17 protein-coding genes, 4 tRNA genes and 6 pseudogenes are annotated in these 26,792 nt (G+C 41.7%); 15 read left to right on the forward strand and 12 right to left on the reverse strand.

What is annotated here, in order from left to right; genetic code table 11:
• The first annotated feature begins 7 nt into the window (after positions 1–7).
• Entirely contained in the window at positions 8–727 is a 720-nt protein-coding gene (locus tag TT12_RS08150; protein WP_045453744.1) for a PmeII family type II restriction endonuclease, read from the forward strand.
• Here TT12_RS08150 and dcm read toward each other — a convergent pair.
• From dcm to metX, 4 genes and pseudogenes are all read right to left on the reverse strand, one after another.
• On the reverse strand, positions 673–1,947 hold the full coding sequence (dcm, locus tag TT12_RS08155; protein ID WP_201605438.1) for a DNA (cytosine-5-)-methyltransferase: 1,275 nt from the start codon (positions 1,945–1,947) through the stop codon (positions 673–675). The genes TT12_RS08150 and dcm overlap by 55 nt on opposite strands.
• A gap of 344 nt (positions 1,948–2,291) precedes the next feature.
• Entirely contained in the window at positions 2,292–2,873 is a 582-nt protein-coding gene (locus TT12_RS08160) for a tetratricopeptide repeat protein (protein WP_045443681.1), read from the reverse strand.
• 583 nt (positions 2,874–3,456) lie between these two features.
• Positions 3,457–4,073: pseudogene (gene metW / locus TT12_RS08165) on the reverse strand (methionine biosynthesis protein MetW).
• Positions 4,070–5,496 (reverse strand): annotated as a pseudogene (gene metX / locus TT12_RS08170) (homoserine O-acetyltransferase MetX). Before metX ends, metW begins: the two co-directional pseudogenes overlap by 4 nt.
• 488 nt (positions 5,497–5,984) lie before the next feature.
• Here metX and hemH point away from each other — a divergent pair.
• Positions 5,985–7,001, forward strand: a pseudogene (gene hemH / locus TT12_RS08175) (ferrochelatase).
• A 194-nt stretch (positions 7,002–7,195) separates the two neighbouring features.
• Complete coding sequence (locus TT12_RS08180; RefSeq protein ID WP_045453748.1) at positions 7,196–7,816, forward strand: BPSS1780 family membrane protein; 621 nt, start codon at positions 7,196–7,198, stop codon at positions 7,814–7,816.
• A 284-nt stretch (positions 7,817–8,100) separates the two neighbouring features.
• Here the strand turns inward: TT12_RS08180 and TT12_RS08190 are convergent, their stop codons facing one another.
• Positions 8,101–8,433 (reverse strand): hypothetical protein, encoded by a 333-nt coding sequence (locus TT12_RS08190; protein ID WP_045453754.1) that lies wholly within the window; start codon positions 8,431–8,433, stop codon positions 8,101–8,103.
• Between the two features lie 162 nt (positions 8,434–8,595).
• Between TT12_RS08190 and TT12_RS15500 the strand changes: the two genes are divergently transcribed.
• Positions 8,596–9,900, forward strand: coding sequence for a right-handed parallel beta-helix repeat-containing protein (locus tag TT12_RS15500; RefSeq protein WP_201605441.1), 1,305 nt, complete (start codon positions 8,596–8,598; stop codon positions 9,898–9,900).
• A gap of 78 nt (positions 9,901–9,978) precedes the next feature.
• Here TT12_RS15500 and TT12_RS08200 read toward each other — a convergent pair.
• The 3 genes and pseudogenes from TT12_RS08200 to TT12_RS08210 all read right to left on the reverse strand — a co-directional run bounded on the left by TT12_RS08200 (position 9,979) and on the right by TT12_RS08210 (position 13,016).
• Positions 9,979–10,763 (reverse strand): annotated as a pseudogene (locus TT12_RS08200) (SDR family NAD(P)-dependent oxidoreductase).
• Between the two features lie 445 nt (positions 10,764–11,208).
• Positions 11,209–11,604, reverse strand: a complete 396-nt coding sequence (locus TT12_RS08205) for a hypothetical protein (RefSeq protein WP_243443508.1) — start codon at positions 11,602–11,604, stop codon at positions 11,209–11,211.
• 251 nt (positions 11,605–11,855) lie between these two features.
• Entirely contained in the window at positions 11,856–13,016 is a 1,161-nt protein-coding gene (locus TT12_RS08210; protein WP_201605446.1) for a hypothetical protein, read from the reverse strand.
• Positions 13,017–13,108: 92 nt separating this feature from the next.
• Between TT12_RS08210 and TT12_RS08215 the strand changes: the two genes are divergently transcribed.
• Positions 13,109–13,885, forward strand: a complete 777-nt coding sequence (locus TT12_RS08215; protein WP_045453758.1) for a hypothetical protein — start codon at positions 13,109–13,111, stop codon at positions 13,883–13,885.
• Positions 13,886–14,041: 156 nt separating this feature from the next.
• Here the strand turns inward: TT12_RS08215 and TT12_RS19100 are convergent, their stop codons facing one another.
• From TT12_RS19100 to TT12_RS08240, 4 genes and pseudogenes are all read right to left on the reverse strand, one after another.
• Entirely contained in the window at positions 14,042–14,419 is a 378-nt protein-coding gene (locus TT12_RS19100; protein ID WP_207804032.1) for a WG repeat-containing protein, read from the reverse strand.
• Positions 14,386–14,712 (reverse strand): WG repeat-containing protein, encoded by a 327-nt coding sequence (locus TT12_RS08220; protein WP_045453762.1) that lies wholly within the window; start codon positions 14,710–14,712, stop codon positions 14,386–14,388. Before TT12_RS08220 ends, TT12_RS19100 begins: the two co-directional genes overlap by 34 nt.
• A gap of 121 nt (positions 14,713–14,833) precedes the next feature.
• A pseudogene (gene polA, locus TT12_RS08225) lies at positions 14,834–17,809 on the reverse strand (DNA polymerase I).
• Positions 17,810–18,015: 206 nt separating this feature from the next.
• On the reverse strand, positions 18,016–18,429 hold the full coding sequence (locus TT12_RS08240; RefSeq protein WP_045453779.1) for an organic hydroperoxide resistance protein: 414 nt from the start codon (positions 18,427–18,429) through the stop codon (positions 18,016–18,018).
• A 279-nt stretch (positions 18,430–18,708) separates the two neighbouring features.
• On the opposite strand from TT12_RS08240, the gene TT12_RS08245 reads away from it, so the two are divergent.
• The 10 genes and pseudogenes from TT12_RS08245 to TT12_RS08290 all read left to right on the forward strand — a co-directional run bounded on the left by TT12_RS08245 (position 18,709) and on the right by TT12_RS08290 (position 26,245).
• The gene (locus tag TT12_RS08245; RefSeq protein ID WP_045453783.1) at positions 18,709–19,632 is read left to right on the forward strand and encodes a hypothetical protein; all 924 of its coding nucleotides are present in this window, start codon (positions 18,709–18,711) and stop codon (positions 19,630–19,632) included.
• Positions 19,633–19,821: 189 nt separating this feature from the next.
• Positions 19,822–21,417 (forward strand): peptide chain release factor 3, encoded by a 1,596-nt coding sequence (locus TT12_RS08250; RefSeq protein WP_045453786.1) that lies wholly within the window; start codon positions 19,822–19,824, stop codon positions 21,415–21,417.
• Positions 21,418–21,630: 213 nt separating this feature from the next.
• On the forward strand, positions 21,631–22,485 hold the full coding sequence (locus TT12_RS08255; protein WP_045453789.1) for an RsiV family protein: 855 nt from the start codon (positions 21,631–21,633) through the stop codon (positions 22,483–22,485).
• 123 nt (positions 22,486–22,608) lie between these two features.
• Positions 22,609–23,274, forward strand: coding sequence for an FHA domain-containing protein (locus TT12_RS15510; RefSeq protein ID WP_207804029.1), 666 nt, complete (start codon positions 22,609–22,611; stop codon positions 23,272–23,274).
• Complete coding sequence (locus TT12_RS08265; protein WP_207804030.1) at positions 23,271–23,774, forward strand: hypothetical protein; 504 nt, start codon at positions 23,271–23,273, stop codon at positions 23,772–23,774. Before TT12_RS15510 ends, TT12_RS08265 begins: the two co-directional genes overlap by 4 nt.
• 214 nt (positions 23,775–23,988) lie before the next feature.
• Positions 23,989–25,485 (forward strand): annotated as a pseudogene (locus TT12_RS08270) (anthranilate synthase component I family protein).
• Between the two features lie 181 nt (positions 25,486–25,666).
• Positions 25,667–25,742 (forward strand) — tRNA-Thr (locus TT12_RS08275).
• 67 nt (positions 25,743–25,809) lie between these two features.
• Positions 25,810–25,893, forward strand: a tRNA-Tyr gene (locus tag TT12_RS08280).
• A gap of 84 nt (positions 25,894–25,977) precedes the next feature.
• Positions 25,978–26,051: transfer RNA gene (locus TT12_RS08285), tRNA-Gly, on the forward strand.
• Positions 26,052–26,170: 119 nt separating this feature from the next.
• A tRNA-Thr gene (locus TT12_RS08290) sits at positions 26,171–26,245 on the forward strand.
• Positions 26,246–26,792 lie beyond the last annotated feature (547 nt).

Raw genomic sequence — 26,792 nt, forward strand, 5'->3', positions numbered from 1 at the left:
GGAAACTATGGACAATAAAAGTGAACAAGAACTATTGGATATAATAGCCAAATATTTTCAAGAAAAGATATTCGACAATCATAGAATAAATGTGATCAAAACACATTCAAAGCTAAAGTCGTATAAGATAAATCCAATTCTTGTTAAGTACTTATCTAAGATTTTAGAAGATGATTTCACACCTCTTGGTATAGCTAAAGCCTTATATTATCCACGGGTTTTAGGAACTTCAATAAACACATCTTTCGGGACTCGTATTCAGAATATGTTTGTGGAATTGGATTTAGCCCAAGGTTCATTAATAAAAGGCATGGATATTGAGTTTGAAGATAAAGTTGATGGTCGGAAGAAATGGTGTCAATTAAAATCAGGACCAAACACCATAAATTCAGAGGATGTCAATCCACTTCTAGCTAAATTTACAACAGTAACAAATCTAGCTAGAACCAATGCCATAAATCTAAATAACTCAGATTTGATACTAGGTGTTTTATACGGCGATGAAAGCCAATTAAGCCAACACTATAAGGAAATTGATAAGCAGTTTCCTGTTGTTATTGGCAATGAGTTTTGGCATAGACTGACAGGGTACTCTGGATTTTACGAAAAGCTGGTTGGGAAATTGGATAATATGATTCTTAATATGTACTCACATGATTTCTTTAAACAAGGCTATATAGCATTGGCAAAAGAAATTGAAGAATCCTCACTGTTTGATTTCTCATAATAAGCATTTAAAAATTTCACTAAAGAGTATCCGACTTCCTTACCTAGATTGCAAGGGACGGCATTACCAATTTGTTTATATTGTTGAGAGGTTGAACCAATAAATTTCCAATCATCGGGGAAGGTTTGGATGCGTGCGTACTCTCTCACTGTAAACGGACGAGTTTCATCAGGATGACAACGTTCAGTTTGTTTCTGAGCAGGGCTACAAGTCAGAGTAAGGCTAGGCTCATCCCATCCTATCCGTCTAGCCATTCCAGTTTTACCGCCACCTAAATAAAAGCTTTTACCCATATATTCCTTTTGAATATCGAGAGGTAAATCCCGCCAATAGCCTTTAGGTGGTACTAAGTCAAGAACTTCTTTTTTATGTATGGGGTATTTTGCACCATCTGATTTCGGAACGTCTGTTTGATATAGCATCCCTTTTTTTAGAGCATCTCTCAAATTATAAACTCTATTTGATGGTTTGGGGTATTGATAATTTATATCAATGTCTTTACGTATACCAATAATAAATAAGCGTTCTCGCTTTTGAGGTACATTATAGTGAATAGCTTTTAATACCTGCACTGGAACAACTCGATATCCAATTTCATCAAGAACGGAAATCATACCTTCTAAAGTTTTACCCTTTTCATGCGACATTAAACCTCTGACATTTTCCCCAACACAAATTAATGGTCGAACCTCATTAACTGCTCGTGCAAAATCATAAAATAATGTACCACGTGTATCTTCAAGCCCAAGCTTTCTACCTGCATAGCTAAAAGCCTGACAAGGAAAACCACCTGTCACGATATCGACTTGGCCTTTGTATTCTGAAAAGTCGAACGACTTAATATCACCTTCTAGTACGTTCCAGTTAGGACGGTTGTGTCGTAACGTTTGACAAGCCCATTTATCTATTTCATTGAGTGCTACACATTCAATGCCAGACTGCTCAAGTCCTAAGGCGAGTCCACCTGCACCTGCAAACAATTCAAGAACAGTATATTTTTTATGAGGTTTGACAAAGTTAATTATTGGATCGGTTAACAAAGTAGGCTGTAAAATAGCGTTGATATCCTTTTTTCTATAAACTCGATAATTACTTATGGGTTCGCGAAAGGCAGTTAACTTACCTTTATTATCCCATCTACGTAGAGTTTGTTTGCATTTTCCAAGAATAATGGAAGCTTCGGCAATAGTATAAAATTTTCTCATTGAAACATTATACATGGTTATACAGTGGTTATATAATATCTAATGCATTAAATTATCTTTTTACTCTCTAGTGCTTTCATGCTATTTCCAAAAATTAGAGTAATGTGAGAAACTTGAGCATACACTACATATATTATGCTTAGCAATTTTGACTAAGCTAATCTTACTTTTTGGGTTTGGGGCTATACGAGTATCTACTCATTGAGAATATAAGCCTTTAAATTCATGATTAGTCTCCGTCAAAGAATGTATGGGTAATTCTCTATAAAAAAAAGTAAAATGTGAGCGAAACAGACAACAAAAAATCCAGCTCAAAGGCTGGATTTTTATTTTTAAAATAAAACTGTATGTTGCTAGGTTTACTTACTCTGAAACCAAGTATCCGCTTTGCTACGAGCGCTAGCGATGTCTGAACTTGATAAGTTCAATGCCAACTGGCCAATTTTACCGCGCGCTTTGTTACGTACTTTTTCATCGAGCATACCGTCACGGGCAGCCAAATCGTACCATTTATAAGCATCGACGAGATTTTTTTGCTTTTCATCGAGCAATGCAAGCGTATAGCTGGCACGGTTATCGCCGCGCATTGCCGCTTTTTCTAACCAAACTTTCGCTTGTTGCAAATTAGGCTGCACACCTTCACCGCGCAAGTACATGATGGCAAGATTCAACTGAGCAGGGGCAACGCCTTGCTGAGCCGCTTTGGTATACCACTGAATAGCTTGTTGGGTATTCTTTGCAATGCCTTCGCCTTTCTGTAAGCGCTTGGCTAAATAAAACTGAGCGTGATCGTTACCTTGGGCAGCGCGGTTAGACAGTTCACTAACTGGCATTAGCTCAAAACGTGACGTATCAAGTGGCACGTTTGATATTAACTCAGCGTTTGCTAGACCTGCACAAGAAAATAAGGCAGTAAACAACGCAGCTTTTAATAATTTCATAGCAGCTCCAAAATTAGGCAGTTAATAAGCAAAAAAAAGTTGCACCGCTAAAAGAATTTAGACGGCGATAACAATTAGGTGAAATCTTGCGATACCAACTTACCTAATCATTAGCAATATAATTAATCGATGTAGTGTGGCAAATTCCTTTAATCGAACCGATAAACGGTCAGAATCAGGGTGCGATTGACACTATTTTGCTAGCTTAACACCCAAACTTACGAAACTCAAATACTAATTACATGATTTAATGCGTATTCATACCTCATTGTCCTCAATAAAATCATAGAGTTACTTAAGCGTAAGAATAAATTAACCAGCTATTAAGGTTAAAATTTGTATTTATGAGCCGTGCTATCGCTTTCAATCAATGTTAGGGCGTGCCCTCAATTCAATCGATTATCCTCTAAATGGGCTAAAAATGGCTAAAAAATGGCTAAAAATGGCTAAATTTTGCCAGACATCGTCAAATAGCTTAGCAATATCTCGATATTATTTGCGCTACTTTCCTTATTTGACGGCAATTTATCTCATTTTCATCAATATTTTTAAAATGAAGGCACGCCCCAAGTAGACAAATCTATTATTCAGGTTTTTGTTTGGTGACACGATAGATAGCGACGTCTGCCAATAGGTTGGGTGCTTGGCGTATCAATGCTTTCATAAGTGGCGTATGACCTTTTTCAGAATCGCTGACGGCAAAGCGGTTGACGATATGAATATCATGCTGTGCACAAAGCTGCTCAAAATCCTTAAACGTACACAGATGAATGTTTGGGGTGTTATACCATTCATAAGGCAATGCCTCTGATACAGGCATCATCCCTTTAAGCCCTAAATGAATGCGGTTTTGCCAATGGGCAAATTGGGGAAGGTGATAACGGCTTCGCGGGCAACACGTAGCATATCAAGTAAGAGCACATCAGGCGATTTCACCGCTTGCAGCGCCCGTGCCATGACGACGGTGTCGAAACTGTTATCAGCGAAACGTGCCAGACCATCATTCAGGTCTTGCTCGATGATAGATAAGCCTTTAGCGATACCATCATTGATTTTTTCTTCGTCAATCTCAAGCCCGTAGCCAGTGACGCCGCGATTTTGTTGTAAATGCGCGAGTAGCTCACCATTGCCGCAGCCCAAGTCCAGTACATGTGAGTGTGGCGCAATCCAGCGCTCAGCCAATTGATGATCCATTCTCATGAGCGTGCTCCTGATTTTTGCTGGCTGCTTTGATTTGTGCTTTGTGCTGGCTGTTTTGATTTGCTGTCGGTGATAAATGGCGCAGTCAAAAATCCTCGGACGGCACCCATATAACGGGGAATATCAAATAAGAAAGAATCATGACCATGCGGCGCATCGACATTGATGTAGCTAACTGGTTTGCCAGTCGCCATCAGCGCATCGACAATCTCTTGTGAGCGCTCCGGCGCAAAGCGCAATCCGTGGTAAATGAGACCACTAGGTATTGGCATTGCGTATGGGCAAAGGCGGCTTTGAGCGCAGACAGCTCTAGCTGACGATTCTCTTCACTCTCATCTATCGTTGCCACCATATCTTCTAACGCAGATTGCGTGCTTTGTTTACTAGATTCCACTGATGTGGCAATCGAGTCCTTAAGCTGCGCTGCGGATTCTGTCGAATCTGTTGCCACGGCTGATGGATAATCACGTGTTGGATCAAAATAATCTAAAGCTTTGGTCATGAGCAAATAAGTATTGGCATCGAAATTTTCGCTAAAGCGCTCGCCTTGATAGCGTAAATAGCTCTCCACTTGGAACTCAACATCGTAGCCATACATAAATTTGCCAGACTTTAAATCACGACCAAATTTCGCCTTCATCGCATCATCGGTCAAATAGGTGATATGCCCAACCATCCGAGCCAATATTAGCCCGCGACGAGTAGGTGCCTGCTTGTAAGTAACGTCCCTCTTTAAAATCAGGGTCGGATAAAATGGACTGCCGCGCCACTTCGTTAAAGGCGATATTCTGTGCTGAGAGCTTTGGCGTGCTGGCAATGACCACGCAGCGTTTTAACCGATTTGGATAATCAACTGACCATTGCAGCGCCTGCATACCACCCATTGAGCCACCAACAATGGCATGCCAAACGTCAATACCGAGACGATCCGACAGCATCGCTTGGGTTTTTACCCAGTCCTTAATAGTGACGAGCGGAAAGTCAGGGCCATAAACTTGCGGTTCACTGGCTGGATTGTTTTTGTTTAAACTGTCTTTGTCTAAACTGTTTTTGTTTACATTATTCTGGTCTGAATCGATACTGTCAGGATTAATGGTCGTTGGACCGGTAGAGCCGAAACAGCTGCCGATATTGTTGACACATACGACATAAAACCGATTGGTGTCGATCGCTTTATTAGGGCCAATCATATTGTCCCACCAGCCAGCCTTTTTATCATCATCGCTATGAAACCGGCGGCGTGATGACTGCCTGATAGCGCATGGCAAATAAGTACCGCGTTTGATTTGTCGCTATTTAGCGTGCCATAAGTTTCGATGATTAAATCAAACGATGGCAAAGTACGATTACATTCTAACGTCAACGGCTCAGCGAAATGAAAAATCTGAGGCGTGACAATTCCAACTGAACTGACTGAGTCCATGGGATTAACTAGGCTCGCCGAATGAAGCGTATCTGTCGGGGACTGGTCACTGGTATTATTAGGGCGTGCGTTCAAAGCTACCTCGCAAGACAACAATCATCAATAAAATAAAAAGGGCAAACTGTCGATAGGCAGTGTTGCCAATACTGCTTTGCCGACACTGTTTTCTAAATGTTTTTCTTACAATGTGCTTGCCTATTGTATGGTGATGCGCGTAGGAGTACAACCGTCGAGCAAGTCTTTTGAGCATAGTCTTTTAAGCATGGTTTTTAGGGGCGATGGGTAGTAGGCAGAGAAGGGTTGGAATGAGTCGATGATTGATGACTAGCAATAAATAGCAACTAAGTATCAAATTGTATAAGTGTGCTTTTACCATGCGTTATTAATGGATAAAATGCTACACTAATAAAGCATTCAATCAATCATGACTTAATAATCTTTTATCGCATATTCTTCTTTAATTAACCTAATAATAAAATAGTGCTGCTATGAAACCTGAACTGCTCCCCGTATTGCCGTCCTATTAGTGAACCTAGGTACGCCAGATGAGCCAACAGCGCCTGCCGTACGTCGTTACTTAAAACAGTTTTTGTCTGACCCACGAGTAATCGAGATTCCGAAATTCTTGTGGGCGATTATTCTCAATTTGTTTGTATTGCCAAGCCGCCCTAAACGTGTGGCAAAAGCCTATGCCAGTATTTGGGAAGGCGACTCACCGATTCGTAAGATACTAAAGAGCCAAGTGGAGCTATTGGAACCACGCTTGCAAATAGTGCCGCGCCATTTCGGGTTTCTGTCCATCCGGCGATGAGCTATGGCAATCCTGGTTTGCCTGATGTGATGGATACCTTGCGCGGTGAAGGCGTTGATCACTTTGTTATCTTGCCATTATTTCCACAGTATTCCGCTTCCTCTGGTGGTGCTGTTTATGATGCATTGACAAAGTGGACGCTCAAGCAGCGCAATTTGCCGAACTATACTATTGTCAAAGATTACTTTGCGCATCCGCTGTACATTCAAGCATTGGCTGATTCGATTCGCCGATTTCAAGCAGAGCATGGCAAGCCTGACAAGCTGATGTTTAGCTTCCACGGTATCCCGCAGCCTTATGCTGATAAAGGTGATCCGTATCCTAAGCGTTGTAAATGTACCGCTGCACAAGTGGCTCACGCGCTTGGTCTAAAGGATAACGAATGGATTATCAGTTTCAATCACGCTTTGGCAAGCAAGAATGGGTCAAGCCCTATACCGACGTGGTATTAGAAGAGTGGGGCAAGTCAGGTGTGCGCTCTGTACAAGTCATTAGTCCGGCTTTTTCTGCTGATTGTCTGGAAACGCTAGAGGAGCTTGCCATCGAAAATCGTGAAAACTTTCTTCACGCGGGTGGACAAGAATATCACTATATTCCCGCATTGAACTTGGATGAGGCGCACATTGATTTGCTCGAAGCGCTCAGTGCGCCATTGGTCAAAGGCTGGGCGGGAACGCTAGATGGTTGGGCTTGATTAATTGAATTTGTAAATCATAAAAAATACCGGACATCATGTTCGGTATTTTTTTGACTAAATGATTTTAGTGAATTTTATTAAAATGGAATAAAGTTGGGATTTTTGGTGACTGATATGTAAAACTATGCCAAATAAACTTTTATTGTCATTGTTAATTTTACGTTTGCTTAACTTTATTTTTGAGGATAAATATGTGCAGCTCCAATTATTCACAACCTTCTGTGTCTCTACAAAAACCTAACGGTCAACCACCGAACTTACCGCCCACTGACGAGTATGGCGGCCTATTACCGCAGTTATTGGTAGAACCTCGAATGTGCCAAGCAGGGTGGGGTATAAGTTGGATTACCAAAGCATTTGCAATATTTAAAGATCAATTTTTATTATGGTTAGCTATTGGTGTTGTTTATTTAATCATTGCTATGATTGGTAGTAGCGTACCCGTGATAAATTTCATTTTCCCTTTTCTTTCCTTTGTGTTTGTTGGTGGAATAATAAAAGGTTGTGCCGATCAAGCTGTAGGTAACGAGCTGAGGTTTGACCATCTTTTTTCAGCCTTTTATACGCATCTCAAGCCATTAGTTATTTTATTCGTATTGTATTTAGTGGCTGTTATTGTTGCAATGATACCTATGCTGATTATATTCGGTGGTATGGCTTTGTCTTTAGCTCAAGGGTCAAGTAATGTTGCGGTTATAGGAACAGTGATAGGGGTTTTATTGGTTTTTTTACTGCTATTCCCTGTATTGATGGCGATTTGGTTTGCACCTGCTTTAATTGTGCTTCACAACATTGAGCTGTTCAGGCAATGAAAATGAGTTTTAAAGGGTGTTTAAAAAATATCTTACCATTTTTCGTTTTTTGGTTAATTGCTCCTATAATAATGATATTGATGGTAGTTTTTACACTAGGGCTAGGTATGTTAGCACTGCTTCCAATAGGTATGATTACCTACTACACCAGTTACCGAGATGTTTGGACTGACCAGCCGTTGTCAGTAATGTAACCAATATTTTATAGTACAAAAAAAGCACGCTCGATATAACGGGCGTGCTTTTTTATTGTGCCAAAGCTTTTTTATCATGAAAGAGCGTGGTTAAAAATCGTCATCATTACTACGTTCCGCCGCGTCTCTATCAGCGATATCGACAATATCTGGATAATCGCTGTCATCCAAATTATCGTCCACTAATACTTCATCGATTCGCGATTCGTCTATATTTTGATGATGGATAGGGGTGAGCCCTTGAATTGCATCACTTCCGGCTTGCGAGTTGTCGAATCCTGCGCTATTGTCAATGACATCATCATTATCAATGGTATGCAACATAGGGTCAGCCAAATCAATTTCTTGGCTGTTATTATTGACGTCCGTATCACCTTCAATGTGATCCATTGCTTCTGGTAATGGGCTTTTTGAATGGTCCATTATGGCTTCCTTATTATCGATAGTTATTATTAATGGATGTGACTGATTTTATTTATTAAAAACATTGTGACGTGTTATGACGCTTGCTAATAGTAGCAAGGTGTCACAGGATGTTCAAAAAATGTAAGACAAGTACAAGATAGACATAAAAATAGGAAATATATGATGGTATCAAGTAGTAGGTTGTTCGTCACAATATCCTTAATCAGTGCCACAATAGGTTTGAAGGCTTGTGAAGGTGTACCTTTTTCTGGTAGCAGCGCCCATAGCAGCTTGGATAATGCTGATTTAAAACAGCCGTTAATTATCGATGCCAAGCTGCCAAAAGCCACGACAACCATAGACTGCGCACAATTAACACCGAAGCAAATAGTTAAGGTAAAAGGTCACAGCGTACTCAGTGCAAGCTGTGATTTAACAGCCAAGTCGATACGCTTTGAGTTGAATGATTCACACAGCTCTTTTGACTGTCAGGGCGCTTTGCTCAGTACTCGCGTTGATGATGCATCAACGGCCAGCGCCATTATGATTAAGCCCAAAACAGATAGCGCTATCGAAGATATTACCGTTGCCAATTGTCATGTGGATGGCTATGGTCATGCGCTACATATTCGCCAATATAGCCAGCCCAACCAGCGTTATGCGCGCGGCTTGATAGACCCTGCTGCCAATCGTGCGCTTGCACCAAGCGATATTCGTGTGATTAATGTGAGTAGTCAAAACAGTATCAATAGTGGCATGTTTGTCGGTGATCATGTGCATGGCGTGAGCTTTGATAAAGTCCGTATTCAAAATGCAGGCACTGTGGGGCTATATCTGGAATTTGGTAGCCGCGATAACGTGATTAAAAATTCGGTGTTTGTCGGTAATGGCTTCCGTACCTTTAAGCCCAATCGTGAGGCCATTGCCGTGGATTCGTCGAGCAATAACCGTATCGAAAACAATCAATTTATCCATAATGGGGCAGGCAGTATTTTGCTGTATCGCAATTGCTTTGAGCATGCTGATGACAGTACGCGGGGCAATCATTTTAAGCGTACCGAGTCGAGCCGTGACAATATGATTCGTGGCAATACTTTTAACGACGAGCCAGTCGGGGTGTGGGTGGCGTCAAGACAGTCGCGCAATCTCAAAGGTTTTGAATGCGGTGCTTATTTGCTGAAGCAAACGCCATTTGCCAGCTATCATTTAGACAGCGCTAAGGACAATCAAATTATCGATAATCGATTTGAGCAAGTCGAGCAGGGCATTATCGTGGAGGACGATGGCACGCTAATAGCTGGTAATCAATTCGCTGCTGATGTGAACTTACCGATTAGCGTTGGTTCTGAGATTCGAGAAGAAAGTGCGGCAGGGGCAATAAAAAATACCATTATTAAAAACAATATTTTTACTGGTAAAACTGTTGAGCAAGCCATAAAAATTCGTGAGGCAAGCAAAACGGCCACTCATATTGAGCAGCCGTAAATGTGGCTTTATATTAAATAAGCGTTATCGGTAAAAACAGTATAACGAATAGGTGATGTTGCTATTAAGCACCAACCTTTAAGCACCAACCTTGGTATTGACCCAGCGGATTACAGAATCTGGCGTGACTTGCGAGACTGCTTGAAAGAGTTTTGCTGGCATGCCCACAGAGTAATGCGTACTTTTGAGCTTACGATTGGGACTGGTCGTCAATTTACACAATGTTTTGGCGACATCGTTGACCGTTAGATGGATGCCCAAGCGATCCATACTGGTCACTTCGATATCGGCAGTCATGTCAGATTTGACCCACAGCGGCATCACATCGATCACCTTGATACCCAATTTTTCGTACTCAATATTAAGGCCTTCTGTGAGACCTCGCACAAAAAACTTACTGGCGCATAAGTCGCAACTTCGGGTTGACCATAGATAGCAGAAGCAGAGGACACATTAATAATTTTGCCGTCTTTGCTATCAGCCAGATAAGGCGCCAGTTTATGACAGCCAATCAAAACACCTTTACAGTTGACGTCAATTAAAGCCAATTGCTCATCTAGATCGGTCGTTGGTAATGCGCCACTGACCAGCACCCCAGCATTATTAATGAGTGCATCAATACCACCGAAATGTTCAATCATTTGCTTGATCGCATTGTCCCACGAGTCAGGCTGGGTGACATCCAGCTGACCTGTAATAATACGCTGTTGTTTGACGGCTTTCTTAAAAGATTTGTCTTTAATGGCGCTTTCAAGGGTCGCAGTATTGGTCGCAAATAACCCAATATGATGACCTTTTTCCGCCAGCTTTTTGGCGGTGGCCAAACCGATACCACGTGATGCGCCTGTAATCAATATATTCATAATAAGTGACTTAATCGTTATTAATCATGAGTAAATCGAGGTCGTATATTATGATGCTTATCCCTCGGACTTATTATTATAGCCATTCCACTATAATAATATTACTGCGTTAGCCTCGCTTGAAGTATTAAATATACATCTACACTCGGTTGCCTTGTACTATTTTTAAATTGAACCGACTGTAGTATAACAAATTCGTCTAAATGTATTTTGCTAGAGAGTATAACTATTGATGTAGAGCGCATGGTGATTAATATAACGAGTAGTTATCACTGTTAGCAGAGACACTCTGCGTTAGTGTGAAGCCGTTTGACAATGCAGCTCGCTCGTCCCTTCTGCTTGACAGTCGTACTCGTCTAAGTTTAAGCGCCACAAATAAATCAAGCAATGCCATAAATAGCAGTCTCTGACAGCTCTTCTGTGATGACGCCAAAAGCTTCGGGAATCATAATGGCGTTTTCGCCATATATTCTAATAATGCCAAGGCGGCGACGCTAAAATACAAAGAAACGGGTACTTTTTTTAATATTGCCCAAAGATAACGCCATGAATAAGCCAATAAACCAACGATCAGCACATAAACGATGGTCAGGACGAGGTCTTCCCACCAGTCATAAGAATGGCTGAGCAACACAAAGTCAGTGGAAACCAATAAGTCTGGTAGATAATTTAACTCTCGGCGTATCACAGCAAAGAATACCAGCACCGCTGCCAACCAAAAAGCTCGAATCTGTTTAAACGTATTTGTGGCAGATCTCTGTAGTAAATACTGCACGCAACGTAGCAGACAGGCGAATAAAATAATAATGCCAGGAATTTCGATGATGCCATCTGAACTCAAAATAAAAATCTCCTGATTTTTTAAAATAAAAAAAGTGAGCACAAAGGCTCACTTTAGACCGAAACTTATTTAATTAAAGGTAACGTAATAGACTGCTATTATAACGCCAATGTCATTGCTATAACGTTATTTAATATAACTAATGAGTCATATGTCATTGTTAATACAAGCAAACAAATGCTCTTTGTTGTGCACATTGCTATCGGCTATGTATACCCATGATGATATAACCAATTCAATAGATGGCAGGGTTAAAATAACGCTTCTATCCGCAATAATGCCGACGGATAGTGGTCCTTATTTGCTGTTTTATCATTATAATAATTTAGCTCTGTTTGTACATAAAGCCACTCTCGCCAGACAGGTTGGCGGTAGCTCATAGCAGGGCCATAGCTGTTTAATGTTGATTTAGCATGGTCAAAGTAACCGCCAGTAGAGACACCATAAGCCAACTGTTTTTCATTGCCCAAGTAGTGTACTTGTCTGAGATCGTTGCTCCAGTCTGTGCTTTCTTCATTGTCTTGATTGCGATAACGGATGGCGGTGCGATTATTGATGAACTGGTCAGCATTTGTCCCATATTGCAGATTTATCCCGCCTTTTGCATAGTGCTCACTATCGAGTCCATAACGATAGTAACTATCACTAGTGACAGTCCATTTTTTACTGTCATACCAGTCTTTATCGACGCTTACTTTTACGTATAAGTCATCGAGCGAGCGAACCCCGACATCGATATCTGTTTTGACCCCTAACTGCTGCTCAACCTCATGACTAAAACGTGACCAACGAAGGGCGATAGAACCATTGTCTTCTCGCGTTTTTCTTCTGTTGACGAGTCCGTCTTGGTTGCTGGTACTTGCTTGGTAAGTATCGCCCGTCACATTCTGTTTTAAGAAAGTATCTTCATCCAAATCCTCATCACCGATAATCAGACTTAATCTTTTTTCTAATACTGGCAATCGTAAGCGGCCGCGAATCCTAGGTTCAACGCTCACGTCACTGCCTGATTGTGGGTCGTTGACCCAGCGGGTATCTAGTACAACTCGTAAACTGGCTTTGGCGGGTTTTTTGGGATCCGGCTCGCCGAACCAACCGTCCATTTTGTGTGCCCATTCATGCAGCTGCTCTTGGACATCTTCGCGGCGTTCGTCCGTCCAATTTTGTGCTCCTTGTACTGATCGAGCAGACTGCTCGGCAGATGTTTCGGTAGGTTGAGGTCGATAGCCAAATTGATTGAGGTTTTCATCTCGATTAGAGTTAGTATCATGAGATAACGAAGCCGTGTCAGATTTTAGCGGTTCGACTTTCGGCTCTGTGGTGGACGTAGTATCCGCCCATGCTTGCGTGCATAAACTTAAGCTGGCAAGTGTGTAAAGGGTAATGGTGTTGAGATTTGCTGGTTTAATCATGGAGAGCTTCAATTACTTTGGGTAGCTAAAAAGGACAAACAAAAGTATTATGCCATAGGTCGTTAAGCACATACATATAGAGGCGCTATTATATGAAAGTTTTAATCATTGTAAGCTTGTTTCTGATGGTCTTGCCTTCAGCACATGCTGAAATATCTCTTGATGTCAGGCAAGCTGTTGAAAAAATTATGAGTGTTTATTACAGTTCAAGCTATGATAAGTTGCGTGGTTGTACCTTGTATGATGACGGCTCAGAAATCTATTGCCTTGCTCCTAAGCATTATGAATTTAAAAACATCGAGGGAGTAGATACTTTATATGTATTGGTTTCTGGTGATACGGTGGAAGATGGTGCACGAGTGACACCAGGATTTGGCGGTTTATTCATACTTTATAAATTAGGCAACTCTTGGGTCGTCTCTGCAAGCGAGCCTTACATAAGAAATGGTGGAGCAGGTCGAAGTCAGCTGATAGGTTTTAATTTAAGAGAAGTGGGTGCTGATAGGTACGGTTGGGTAGGTAAGTTTTGTGGCTCCGGTGCAGGTGGTCAAACCAATTGTTCTTGGAGTATGTACGCTGCTATGACAAGTGGTAAAGTCGAAGAAGTGGCAAGATTGGATTTAGATTATTCGTATGAGCTTATGAGTAAACCGTCATATGGTGAAGCTGAAAGTGATGTTAGTATCAATACAGGTGGGGTTATGACTCAAGGCTTTTATCCCTTAAAAGTCACTGTCGATTACGAACACGGTCTTTATGATAACAACTACGAGCCAATACCCTCTAGTCTGGATAAAGGCACAGATAGCTTTATTGTAGAGTTCAACGAGCAGACACAGACGTTTAACTTGCCAGATGATAAAAGTTAAGATGAAAAGTACTTATTATCTTTAGCGGTTACTGTATTTATCTTTGTCTATCGAGTATCACTTCAGGCATCGTGTCAAGATAGCTGCTAACAGCTAAGTGATCACCATTTGAATCAAAATAATAAAAATTATTGCCTTTCAAAAACTTAAAAGTATCTATGTAATAATTATCAATGAAAATAGGCATGTCATACTCCGTAGGACGATTATTTTATTATCTTTATTTATCATGCCATAACCATTCTCTTTTGCCACGACTGCCAAGCCATTATGAAACGAATCAGCATTCAGATAGTTTAAGGGTACAACAGTCTTTCCACTGCTATCAATATAACCCCACAATTCATCCTTTCTTACAGGTGCTAGTCCTTCTGAGAAATACCTGATTTCGTCAAACTGATATGGAATAGTAAGTTCGCCAGTATCATTAATAACACCCCATTTACCCTCGTACTCAACAGCCGCCTTACCTTCAGAAAAAGGTCTGACATCATCATATATTATCGGAATAATGACTTGGTTTTTTTTGTTGATGTATCCATGATGTTCATTTTTTTAACGATGGCGAGTCCTTCAGAAAACTCAGCAGTAAAGTTATAACTGAATGGAACGATGATATTGGCTTGTTTATCAATAAAACCATATTTCCCATCTTTCTGAGCACTTGCTAAACCTTCATTAAAGTCACATAGCTCACCCCAACTTACACCTTCCGACAACTTATATCCTGGCAATAATCCGCATGCTATTGCGTAATTACTTAAAGACAAGCTAAAAGCTAGGATGAGTGTGGTCAATAATTTTTTGATAACGGAATCCTTAGTCATCAACGTCAGCTCCTACGAATTAGATACTATCGATTGGGTATGATATGGGCAATCTAAAGAACAGCCATATCCTATAAAATAAAAACGTTAGGTCTTGAGCTGTTTTATTATACAAAAACGCTTAATGCGCTTCATCCCAATTCTCGCCAGCACCCGTCTCAACCAATAATGGCACAGAAAACTCTACATTCCAGCCTTTTCTACAGCAGTGATTGTCAGTACATCTTGCATGGCATCAGTAACGAGTTGGCTAATTTCATCGACTTTATCGGCATCCACTTCAAACACCAGTTCGTCATGGACTTGTAGCAGCATTTTGGCTTGCGCTTTTGGCAGTACTTTATCGACGGCAATCATAGCTAACTTAATTAAATCAGCCGCTGAGCCTTGTAGTGGTGCGTTAATCGCAGCACGTTCAGCGCCTTGTTTGACCATGCGGTTGCTGTGAGTGATATCAGGCGTGTAGAGCTTACGACCTAATATCGTCTCGACATAGCCTTGCTCGTGAGCATTGGCACGGGTATTGATCATATAGTTTTTGACACCCGGGTAGCGATCAAAATACATATCAATATAATCTTGTGCCTCATTGCGGCTCATTTGTAGTTGCTTGGCAAGTCCAAAGGCGCTCATGCCGTACAGTAGACCAAAATTAATGGCTTTGGCATTACGGCGCTCGGTCGAGGTTACGTCGGAAACATCCTTGCCAAGTACTTCAGCAGCAGTCGCAGCGTGAATATCTAACCCTTCATTAAAGGCGTCAGTTAAGTTTTTATCGCCTGAGAAATGTGCCATGAGACGCAATTCAATTTGTGAATAATCCGCCGCCAAAATAACGCGACCTTCTGGGGCGATAAAGGCCTGACGAATCAAGCGACCAGTCGCGGTACGAATCGGAATATTTTGTAAATTGGGATCAGTCGAAGACAAACGCCCAGTACTGGTCAATGCTTGATGATAGCTGGTATGTACGCGATCAGTTTCGCTATCTGCGACACTATCAAGCGCATCGGTATAAGTGCTTTTGAGCTTAGATAGACCACGATATTCTAAGGTAATATCGACCAATGGATGATCGATTTTTGACAGTACGGCTTCACCAGTAGAGTATTGACCTGATTTGGTCTTTTTGCCACCCGGAACGCCGAGTTTTTCAAATAGCATCTCACCAAGCTGCTTCGGTGAGCCGAGGTTAAACTCTTCTCCTGCCACTTCATAAGCGCGTTTTTCTAGCGCGATAATTTCTTCATCGAAGCGTTTCGATAGCTCATTTAAAAATGGGCGCTTAATAAGAATGCCGCTTGCTTCCATTTGACAAAGTATTTCGGCGGTTGGTATTTCTAGCTCGTGTAGTAATTTGGCATTATTGGCATCGTTCGCCAGCTCAACGCTGAACACCTCAAATAGCTGATAAGTAATGTCAGCATCTTCACAAGCATAGTCGCTAGCAATATCGATGGCGACTTGATCAAAGGTAACTTGCTTAGCGCCTTTACCAGCGACATCTTCATAGTTGATGGTTTGGGTTTGTAGATAATGGCGTGCCAAATCATCCATGCCATGACGAGTGATGGCGGCATTAATTACATAGCTGGCAAGCATGGTATCCATCGCCCAATTATTGGGACGAGCATGAATATTACCCAATAAATCGATATCATAATGGCTGAGAATATGGGCGTCGTACTTTAAATGCTGACCGATTTTACCGATATTTGGGTTTTCTAAAATAGGTTTTAGACGTGTTAAAACGCTATCGCGGTCGAGCTGTTTAGCTATCAGCTCGTCACCCTCTAGTGCATGTGTCAGTGGTATGTAATAGGCTTCATGCGCTTGTACCGCAAAAGACAAACCGACGATTTGTGCTTGACGCCAATGGACGCTAGTGGTTTCGGTATCAATGACAAAGTGCGGTGCAGACTCGAGTAGTTGAACCAGACTCTCAAAAGCTGGTTCGTCGAGCACAGTGTGCCACGCTCTATCATGCTGTTTGCCGTTTTGGACATTCTCAATACTGCTTGATTGTAGCGACTTAGCGATTTGCGCTTGTGATTCAGCATCTGCTTGGCTAATTGCAACACTTTGTACGCCGTTCCCATTAGCATTGGCTGGATGGTTTGGGTGGTCAAGAGAAGCAAGCTCATTTCTAAACTCAAGCTCGCTATATAGCTCGCGCAGTTCATCTATATGAGCACAAGGATTGGTATCGATTTTCAAATCATTCCAGTCTTGACCGATATCTAAGTCTGTGACGATAGTGGCCAGTTTGGCATTGAATGGAATTTCCTTTGCATGCTCAATCAAGCTTTAGCGCCGCGTCCTTTAATAAAACCGATGTGCTTTAACATATTGTCGATATCACCGTACTCAACGAGTAAGTCTTTCGCCGTCTTTTTACCGATACCCGGCACGCCTTTAATACCGTCAGAGGCGTCACCCATCAAGGTCAAAAAATCAATCATTTGGTTTGGATTAATACCGAATTTTTCGATGACCGCTTGGGTGTCCGTTACTTTACCCGTGAAGCTGTCTTCCAATATTACGCAGTCATTGACCAGTTGCATCATGTCTTTATCGCCGGTTGAGATAACCACATGATGACCTTGCTCGACCGCACGGTGCGCCAGTGTGCCGATAATGTCATCCGCTTCTGCACCTTCGATGCGTAACAGTGGAATGCCTAAGGCGGTCACCAAACGATGGATATAAGGAATTTGCTCCACCAGCTCTATGTCGATGGGCGGACGAGCCGCCTTGTAATCAGCAGACATATGATGGCGAAAAGTAGGTGACTTGGTATCAAAACAGACCGCCATATGGGTGGGATGATATCGACGCATCAGTTTAGTAGCGCATTGAGCGTGCCACGGATGGCATTCGTTATTAGCCCCTGCGAGTTTTGCATGGTTTTTGGCAAGGCGTGATAAGTGCGAAACAGGTAATAAGAGCCATCAACCAAAATAAAAGGTGGCTGATTTTTGTCCACGTGACTGGTGTCCATAGTCGCTACGTTGGGCATGGTATCAAAATTTGGTAAGGCTTTAGGGTCAAGCGCTTGATGCGAGTTGTGGTTATTGTCTGCGGAGGATTCGGTCATATGGTCAGTCATAAAGGTCACTTATTATTAGGTATCAGATAGAGTAAATATCAGATAAAACGATGCTTCCATTATAACGATAAAATCAGACCTTGCCGAACTTCTCGATAGTTATGATATTTATACTGCTGACAGACGCTCATAAAAAAAGAACCCAGAATAGTCTGAGTCCTTCTATCTTTACCAATATATTTATTCTGACAATTTTATTTTACTTCTGAAGTCACTTCACTATCGATATTACCGTGAGTCGCTTTAGAATATGGGCAAACTTTATTGGCTTTTTCGACCAACTTTTGGAACTCATCCGCTGATAGCTCTGTGTTTTCAGCAGTAACATGAATTTTCACGGCTAATTGAAAATTTAAGCCTTCACCTTTCATTAAATCTACGGATACTTCAGTGGTAGAGTCAAACTTTGCTTTTTCTGCCCCTTTGACCGCAGCAAGTGCCCCATCAAAGCAAGCTGCATAGCCCATCGCAAATAACTGCTCTGGATTATTACCGTCTTTATCAGAGCCGGGTGCGACCATATTAATCGTCAAATCACTGTCTTGCAGACTGGCATTACCTGTACGGCCGCCAGTAACTGTTGCTTTGGTGGAATATAGTGTTTTCATAACATATCCTTTGTTGTGAGTTTTTATGTTTTAGCAATAAATTTTGATAGGGGATTCAGCATAACAAACCAGTGCATGAGCAATATAGGTCAGTCGTAAGTATATACTGTGGATTTGTAAGTGAACTGTTAATAGAATCTTTAGCTGCATTTAACTATCGCAGGAAAAGCTTAATCGCTATAAGTAACAGAAGTATTAATGTAATATAGGAATATAGCTGTAAAAAATAAAGTTATCAAAATAGATGATAAAAAATCTAACCAATAAAGGTCTTATTCGATGAATAAATCAATGGTGTTACCTATTGCACTTTCTTTGCTAACATTTACCCTTGCTGGCTGCGGTGGGGAGGATGATGGTATTTATGGTTCGGGTAGTAATAAGATTACGCTGACCAGCTTTGACAATAGCTATGATAAGCAAGCGAAAGATAGTGCCATTGCACGCATCGATGAGACCTACCGTACTGGTGAGCGTGAAATCAAAATAAAAAATATCGTTAATAATTATAGTAATCAAGGTTTGAATACTTTGGACAGAACGGTATTGGCAGACAACTTTGAAGGGCGACTGGAAAACAAAAACATTGAGGTTGATGGCCGCACAGTCAAACGTCCTATTTATGAAAAAAACAGTAATAACAAGCTAGACTATGAAACCAATTATAAGACGCTTAATCTATCAGGCTTGCAGGCAAACAGTTATAGTGCGGGTACTAATATAAATAACAGTCGCGGTATTCTCACGGACTTAAATAATTATCCTAAGATTCCAGCCAATGCAGAGTTTCCGATAGGCTCTGTTTGCTATATTCCAGTAGTCGAGAGCGAACGCTCGTTTTTAGCCTTTAACGACAAAAACAAGACGGGATATACATCGCTCGATAAGTGGATTGATGCAGCTGAAAACCGTTTTAGCGATGATAGAGGCTACAGAACCTCTGAGTTTGGTGTAGGCATCGGCAATAAGCAAAAAGCGGCACAAGTGACGTTCTTTGAATACCGAAATCAGCCTGCTTATCAGTACAATGGTGTCGAATATAACGATGGCACGAATGATAAAAATGCTATTTATGAAGCAAATTATGTTGCCAAAGTTGTGGTAAATCCGAATACCAACAGTATTCGCGGTGTGGTGGATTGTACGATAGTCAATGAAGTCGCAGGAGATTTCTTGGCCGCACAAATCAAACGCTACTATTAATCTTAAAAACGCATCATGTTAAAAAAACGGACCAACACTCTCTATTTGACTATCTAGGGAGTGTTTTTTTATGCGCTAATTCTGCACCTTGACGCTAAATCCGCTACAATACGCTCATTATTTATTCTATTTAGTTAGATTACTGTCTAAAAGACAGCCTTTTTGAAGTTAAGGTTGAAGCCAAAAATTATGAGCGTAGATCCAAAGAAATTAAACAAAGAAGTGGCTAAACGCCGTACTTTTGCCATTATCTCGCATCCCGATGCAGGTAAGACCACCATGACTGAAAAGTTACTGTTATGGGGTCAGGCAATTCAGGTAGTAGGCGAGGTCAAAGGCCGTAAGACCGATCGACATGCGACATCAGATTGGATGAGTATGGAGCAAGAGCGTGGTATCTCGATCACCACTTCTGTCATGCAGTTTCCTTATCAAGACCATGTGGTCAATCTATTGGATACACCGGGTCACGCCGATTTTAGTGAAGATACCTATCGCACCTTGACCGCTGTGGATAGCGCGCTGATGATGGTCGATGGGGCTAAAGGGGTCGAAGAGCGAACCATCAAGCTGATGGAAGTCTGCCGCATGCGCGACACGCCAATCATCTCATTTGTCAACAAGCTGGATCGTCAAATTCGTGAGCCGCTTGAGCTGCTTAGCGAGATTGAGGCAGTGTTAAAAATTAAATGTATTCCAGTGACTTGGCCTATCGGTATGGGACAAGATTTCGTTGGTGTCTACCATCTGACTGAAAACAAGACCTACCTTTATGAAAAAGGTAATGGCGGCAAGATGACAGTCTCTGAGACCCGCGCGGGCTATGATTATCCAGATATCCGTGAGCGTTTGGGTCAATTGATGTTTGATGCTTTCGAAGAGTCACTTGAGCTGGTACAAATGGCGTTAGAAGAATTTAGCGTTGAGGCGTTCTTAGCGGGTGAGATGACGCCAGTATTGTTCGGTACGGCATTGGGCAACTTTGGCGTAAACATGGTACTTGATACCTTGATCAAATATGCACCGCCACCCAAGTCGCATCCGACCAATGAGCGTGAAGTAGCGGCAACAGAGACGGATTTTAGTGGTTTTGTCTTTAAGATTCAGGCCAATATGGACCCACGCCATCGTGATCGCATTGCATTTTTACGCGTGTGTTCAGGCAAGTATGAAAAAGGCATGAAGCTAAAGCATGTACGTTTGGGTAAAGACGTACGCATTGCTGATGCGCTGACCTTTTTGGCAGGGGACCGCGAAGCGTTAGAAGAAGCGTATCCGGGTGATATCATCGGTTTGCATAATCACGGCACCATCTCTATCGGTGACAGTTTTACGGAAGGCGAAGAGCTGAACTTTACGGGTATTCCACATTTTGCGCCTGAATTGTTCCGCCGTGTCATTCTAAAAGATCCGCTCAAATCAAAAGCCTTGCAAAAAGGGCTACAGCAGCTAAGCGAAGAGGGCGCGACACAGGTCTTTATGCCGCAGATTAACAACGATTTAATCTTGGGTGCGGTTGGTGTACTACAGTTTGAAGTGGTCGCGCATCGTCTCAAAGAAGAGTACAAAGTACAGTGTATCTTTGAGCCGGTATCGATTGCCACCGTACGCTGGATTCATTGTGATGATGAAGTGGCATTGGCGAAATTCAAACGCAAAGCTCATGACCAGTTGTCGCTAGATGGCGGTGGTTATTTAACGTATCTTGCCCCATCACGGGTCAACTTGCAGCTGATGCAAGATCGCTATCCAGAAGTCACTTTTAGTAATACTCGTGAGCATTAAAATCCCTCATTTCACGAGTTAGTTTATCTTTTAAGACACGCCAGCCGTGTCTTTTTTATTAGCTTAGATTTAGGCATGAAACGAGAGAGGGTAGGTAGCTATTCGTTAGCAGGAGACAGCACAACCCTAAAAACACAAACAGTGTTCCTACAATACATCGTCATTGTTACGGTAGAATATCAAGTAACATCTTATGTTTATAAAAGAGGATATATGAACGCTGCGAATCAAATTGATATCAATCAGTCAACAATGAATCCGCATTTATCGATGACAGCAAGTCGTAGTCGTCTGCTGAGACTGCTTGCCGGCAGTTTACTGCTAGGTAGCATCGCGATGCCTGCCAATGCAGGTAATCTCATCAGTAGCACGGATTATCTAGAATATGAGCTGCCTAAAAAAGTGCAAGCACAGTGTGTTGAGCGCGATAATTGTCCAGAAATTGACATCAAATATCTGAAGACCAATCACGGTTGGATCAATGATATCGCCAATGCGCGTATTAATAATTTAGTCGTCAATAGTAAACCGACTGAATCTGCGCCTATCAAAACGAAGGTCAATCAGACAATGGTGAAAGCCGCCATTGATGACTTTGCCAGCTCACAGTTTATAGATATGCCAGAGGGCAGTTCATGGGCTTATAGCCTAATGGTAACGCCTGAGTATTTAGGTCATGTCAGTGATTTTGAACTGTTTGAAATCAATACTTATGTCTTTACTGGTGGCGCTCATGGCATGCCTTATAGCGAATACTTAATATTTGACCTTGGCACCAAAAAACAAATCAAGCTTGAGGATATGCTTCAATCAGGCAAGGAATCACGTTTTAAAGCGCTTGCTTATGATGCTTATAAAACGTGGGTCAAAACGGTTGACGACGATGCCAGCAGTTATGAGAAAAACTGGCCATTTACCTTAAGTGACAATGTGACACTGACGGACAAAGGCATCGATATCCGTTATCAGCATTATTCTATCGGCCCATATGCTTATGGTATGCCAGTACTTAGTATCCCGTACAGTAAGCTCGACGGTGTCATAAAGCCGCACTTTATACCTAAATAGTTCGGATGGTCATTGCATAACTTATTACGGTTTATATTAAAAAAATCGTAAAATCTCTTAAAAAATTGGCAATGATTTATCTAAAACCATTTGAAATTTAATAAAAGAATAAGGAGTTACCGCATGACGAACAATACAGATAGTATGAAGGCGACAGTCGACACAGAGACTTGGCAACTTAATGCCTTAACAGAAGCGCTTGGTGACCTCACGTTAACGGTTAATGACAGCCTGTCTGTTGGTCGTGGCAGCGACAATGACGTGGTACTTGGTAGCAAGCAAGTATCGCGTAATCATGCGGTGTTAAGCATCTTAGATGGTCGATTGTATGTCAAAGATTTAGACTCATCGAACGGTACATTTATCAACGAGCAGCGTATCGAAGGTAATACATCGAGCCTTTTACAAGTAGATGATACCATTGGATTTGCCAGTTTCAGCTTTCAGGTAAACGCGCCACTTGCTACTACAGATACTGATGTATTAGCGCCCGTAGCAGTAGAGGATTCAGTGGCTGAGACTGAGACAGTGGTTGCTGAAACGACTGCCGAAATGCAGGCTGTCGAAGACTCGACGGTGAGTGAACCTGTTGTTCATGAATCAGTAGCAAAAGAGCCGATTGTTAAGCAAACGGGCATCGAAGCTATTCTGCCTGTGACAGCTGATATGAAGACAGTACCTGTTGATACCGCCTCGGATAGAGTAGCAGACTCAGTAGGGGTAGCTGAGACCAGTGTTAAGGAAACAGTTGAACCAGTCTTACAGGAGGCGATTCAGGAGCGATTGTGAAACAAACGGGCATCAATGAAGTCTTAACGGCTATAGATAATACCGTGTCTAACACAACTGAAGCGGCACCAGTCGCTGCTGCAACTGTAGCAGATGCACAACCTGCTGTAAGTCAGCCAGAAGCCGTTACAGCGACAGAGGCGGCACCGACAGCACCTGCTCATGATACGTCATTAGTAGAGCAGTCAGCTGTACATGAAAAGCCAGCAGTTGAATCAGAGCATGACAAAACAACTAAAACTGCTCTACAAGAAGAAGCAGATCCCGACATTCTGCGAGCCAAGCAGGCGGCAACCGCACAGTTTTCTGGCACTGCCAATCTAGGTCAATCTCGTGATCTTGGGACAGAAGGTAATAATGCGATGGATCAGGCTATCAGTAATTCAGCCAATGCAGGACAGGCAGAGAAAAAACCAAGCGGTGGTTGGTTTATTTGGGTGTTTATTGCCATTATCATTATTGCGCTAGCATTGTGGTTATTTAACATGGGCGGTGCGTAACCAAGTACTGACCAGTGCGTTTGAGATGCTCTAATCCAATCGAGCTTTGGTATAATTATTAGCCAATTGTTAGCTACTATCGGCTAATAGTCTAGCAACCCTCACGAATATGTCACTTTGATAGCGTCAACATTCAATAGAGTGTTGACGCTATATTTTATTTAACAGTCTGCTGTTTTATCTTTTGCCAATATTTTGTTAAGAGAGCATTATTATGATGAACTTTGAAGAATATCAAGCTTTTAAAGACCGTGGCTTTAGTCATGCTCCACTGATAAAAAAACGTCTAATGGACGCACAGACACCAGTATCTGTATTTTCTAAAGTACGTGATTTAAACGGCTCTGCATATTTATTTGAGTCTGTCGTAGGCGGGGGAGCGTTGGGCACGATATTCGATGATTGGTTTAGGTAGTGATCTCATTTTGCAGTATGCCGATGGTAATATGACCGTCAAAAAAAATGACCATACCGATGTCGATGCAGTCGCTGACCCGTTTGACTATATCCGTCAGCTAATGGCGCAATATAAGATGCCAACAGTCGAGGATATTGCAACGCTACCGAGCTTTAGCGGCGGCTTAGTAGGTTACTTTGGCTATGACATGGTGAGGGTTATCGAGCCAAGCGTGGGTTTATCAGATGCCCCCAATCCGATGACAATGCCGGATATGTGGCTGATGCTGTCAATGAGCGTGATTGTTTTTGACAGTTTAGAAAATACGTTATCTATCATCGTTTATGCTGATTGTCACACTGAAGATGGCTATAGCAATGCCATCCGCGAGCTAGAAAAAATTGAGGAAAAACTGGCAGAAATGCCAAATCTGAGCGCACCCGTAATGCCGACGCCGACATTTACCTCACAAACAGGCGCACAGAAATATTGTCATGATGTCAATAAAATAAAGGATTACATTCTAGCAGGTGATGTCATGCAAGTCGTTCCTGCGCAGCGTTTGACGGCGGATTATACTGGCGATTCATTAGCAGTCTATCGTGCCCTACGGTTTTTAAACCCATCGCCGTATTTATTCTTGGTACATGGTTACACCCTTGATGATCACAAGCGTTTCGACATTATTGGAGCATCCCCTGAGATATTATCACGTATCGAAAATGGCAAAGTGACGGTACGACCATTGGCGGGTACTCGTAGACGCGGAAAAAATGAAGCGGAAGATTTAGCGCTTGAAAAAGAGCTGCTGAGTGATAAAAAAGAGATCGCCGAGCACTTGATGCTTATCGATTTGGGTCGTAATGATATTGGCCGCGTTTGTGAATATGGCAGTGTCAAAGTCACCGAAAAGATGTTTGTCGAGCGTTATTCGCAAGTGATGCACATTGCTTCTAATGTTGAAGGGACGATATTGCCCAATAAGGATGCGTTGGATGTTTTTTGTGCGACGTTCCCCGCTGGTACGCTATCAGGTGCGCCCAAAATACGCGCCATGCAAATCATTGACGAGATAGAGCCAGTCCGTCGAACCGTCTTTGGTGGCGCAGTGGGTTATCTGGCTGGCATGGCAACATGGATACCGCCATTGCTATTCGTACTGCCGTGATGCGCCGCGGCAAGATACATATCCAAGCGGGTGCTGGGGTTGTTGCTGATTCTATTCCAGAAGCAGAGTGGGAAGAGACCAACAAAAAAGCATTGGCGTTGGTCAAAGCGGTAAAAATGGCGTGTAATGGTTTACGGATTCGCTAGGTACTCCAGTCATAAAAACACAGTATGCCGTCAGCGTCAAAAAACAGCTTATTTTTATTTGAAAAAATAGTAACATAATCAACTATTTATATGTTTTTATTAAAATAATCATAAAAAAGGCAAAAAAGGGCTTGCGTCTTTCAAAAAATTTGATAGAATAGCCACCACTTTAAGAGAACAAGCCGACTTAGCTCAGTTGGTAGAGCAACTGACTTGTAATCAGTAGGTCGCCAGTTCGATCCCGGCAGTCGGCACCATCTCTCTTAAAGTAGCTTTTTATGAATCTGTCTTAAACTAAAGTCATTTTTGTTTAAAGCAACCTAAGGTGGGATTGGGGAGCGGTCAAACCCAACAGACTGTAAATCTGTCGCGAAAGCTTCGAAGGTTCGAATCCTTCTCCCACCACCATACTTTTTTAAGTTTGTCATAGCGCCAAGCATACTCTTTATACTTCATGACTCTCGATTAGAGTCTTCCTGAATAAGAGTAATTGCGGGTGTGGTATAATGGTAACACCTTAGCCTTCCAAGCTAATGACGCGGGTTCGATTCCCGCCACCCGCTCCATATATACAACATCGCAAAGATTATCAATAAATCATCACGACAGTCAGTTTTAGTATTGCTGTATCGTGATATTTTTTTTAGTAAATCCATAAGTTGTTTTTTGTGGTTATTAAAAACATGCTCATATAGCTCAGCGGTAGAGCACTCCCTTGGTAAGGGAGAGGTCTTGAGTTCAATTCTCAATATGAGCTCCATTTATTGTTTAAACCTCTTGTGTTTGCTTTGCCATCTTTAAACAGTTTGTGTCGATATCGAAATTACAAAATATTGAAAATTATAAATTACAGTGTAGCAAATAATATTTAAGGGTGACACTGAGGTGTTGCCTTTTAGTGCTGTCAATTTATTAAGTTATCAATACATGAGTAATTATATAAAAGTATCTAAGATGAAATTATTTAAGATAAAAGCATCTAAGATAAAAGTATCTAAGATAAAAGTATCTAAGATAAAAGTATCTAGGTTCGGCAGGCTCCAATATTATTAATGATTTACACTAAGATAAAGTAGTGCAACAGCGACGATGTATAATATATTGTAATGTTGACTAGATTAAAAAATACGTATAATGCTTAAACCTATGTGTGCAGCATTGAAATGCATGATCTGAGCACATATATACAGTCGTAAAGTGATCAAACAGTTTTAGTAGATAAGCCATAGCGTCAACGGTTTGATGGTTCTGTATGCATCATGAGCCGTCAAACAGCTATTCACCGATCTTTGATTGATAAAGATTCA

Origin of the sequence: Psychrobacter sp. JCM 18903 (assembly GCF_000586475.1) — a bacterium.
GTDB lineage: Bacteria > Pseudomonadota > Gammaproteobacteria > Pseudomonadales > Moraxellaceae > Psychrobacter.

Bases quoted from the DNA above. Each gene is read 5' to 3' on its own strand.
- TT12_RS08150 (WP_045453744.1), top strand. From the start codon at position 8: ATGGACAATAAAAGTGAACAAGAACTATTGGATATAATAGCCAAATAT.
- dcm (WP_201605438.1), bottom strand. From the start codon at position 1,947: ATGTATAATGTTTCAATGAGAAAATTTTATACTATTGCCGAAGCTTCC.
- TT12_RS08160 (WP_045443681.1), bottom strand. From the start codon at position 2,873: ATGAAATTATTAAAAGCTGCGTTGTTTACTGCCTTATTTTCTTGTGCA.
- TT12_RS08180 (WP_045453748.1), top strand. From the start codon at position 7,196: ATGTGCAGCTCCAATTATTCACAACCTTCTGTGTCTCTACAAAAACCT.
- TT12_RS08190 (WP_045453754.1), bottom strand. From the start codon at position 8,433: ATGGACCATTCAAAAAGCCCATTACCAGAAGCAATGGATCACATTGAA.
- TT12_RS15500 (WP_201605441.1), top strand. From the start codon at position 8,596: ATGATGGTATCAAGTAGTAGGTTGTTCGTCACAATATCCTTAATCAGT.
- TT12_RS08210 (WP_201605446.1), bottom strand. From the start codon at position 13,016: ATGATTAAACCAGCAAATCTCAACACCATTACCCTTTACACACTTGCC.
- TT12_RS08215 (WP_045453758.1), top strand. From the start codon at position 13,109: ATGAAAGTTTTAATCATTGTAAGCTTGTTTCTGATGGTCTTGCCTTCA.
- TT12_RS08220 (WP_045453762.1), bottom strand. From the start codon at position 14,712: ATGACTAAGGATTCCGTTATCAAAAAATTATTGACCACACTCATCCTA.
- TT12_RS08240 (WP_045453779.1), bottom strand. From the start codon at position 18,429: ATGAAAACACTATATTCCACCAAAGCAACAGTTACTGGCGGCCGTACA.
- TT12_RS08245 (WP_045453783.1), top strand. From the start codon at position 18,709: ATGAATAAATCAATGGTGTTACCTATTGCACTTTCTTTGCTAACATTT.
- TT12_RS08250 (WP_045453786.1), top strand. From the start codon at position 19,822: ATGAGCGTAGATCCAAAGAAATTAAACAAAGAAGTGGCTAAACGCCGT.
- TT12_RS08255 (WP_045453789.1), top strand. From the start codon at position 21,631: ATGAACGCTGCGAATCAAATTGATATCAATCAGTCAACAATGAATCCG.
- TT12_RS15510 (WP_207804029.1), top strand. From the start codon at position 22,609: ATGACGAACAATACAGATAGTATGAAGGCGACAGTCGACACAGAGACT.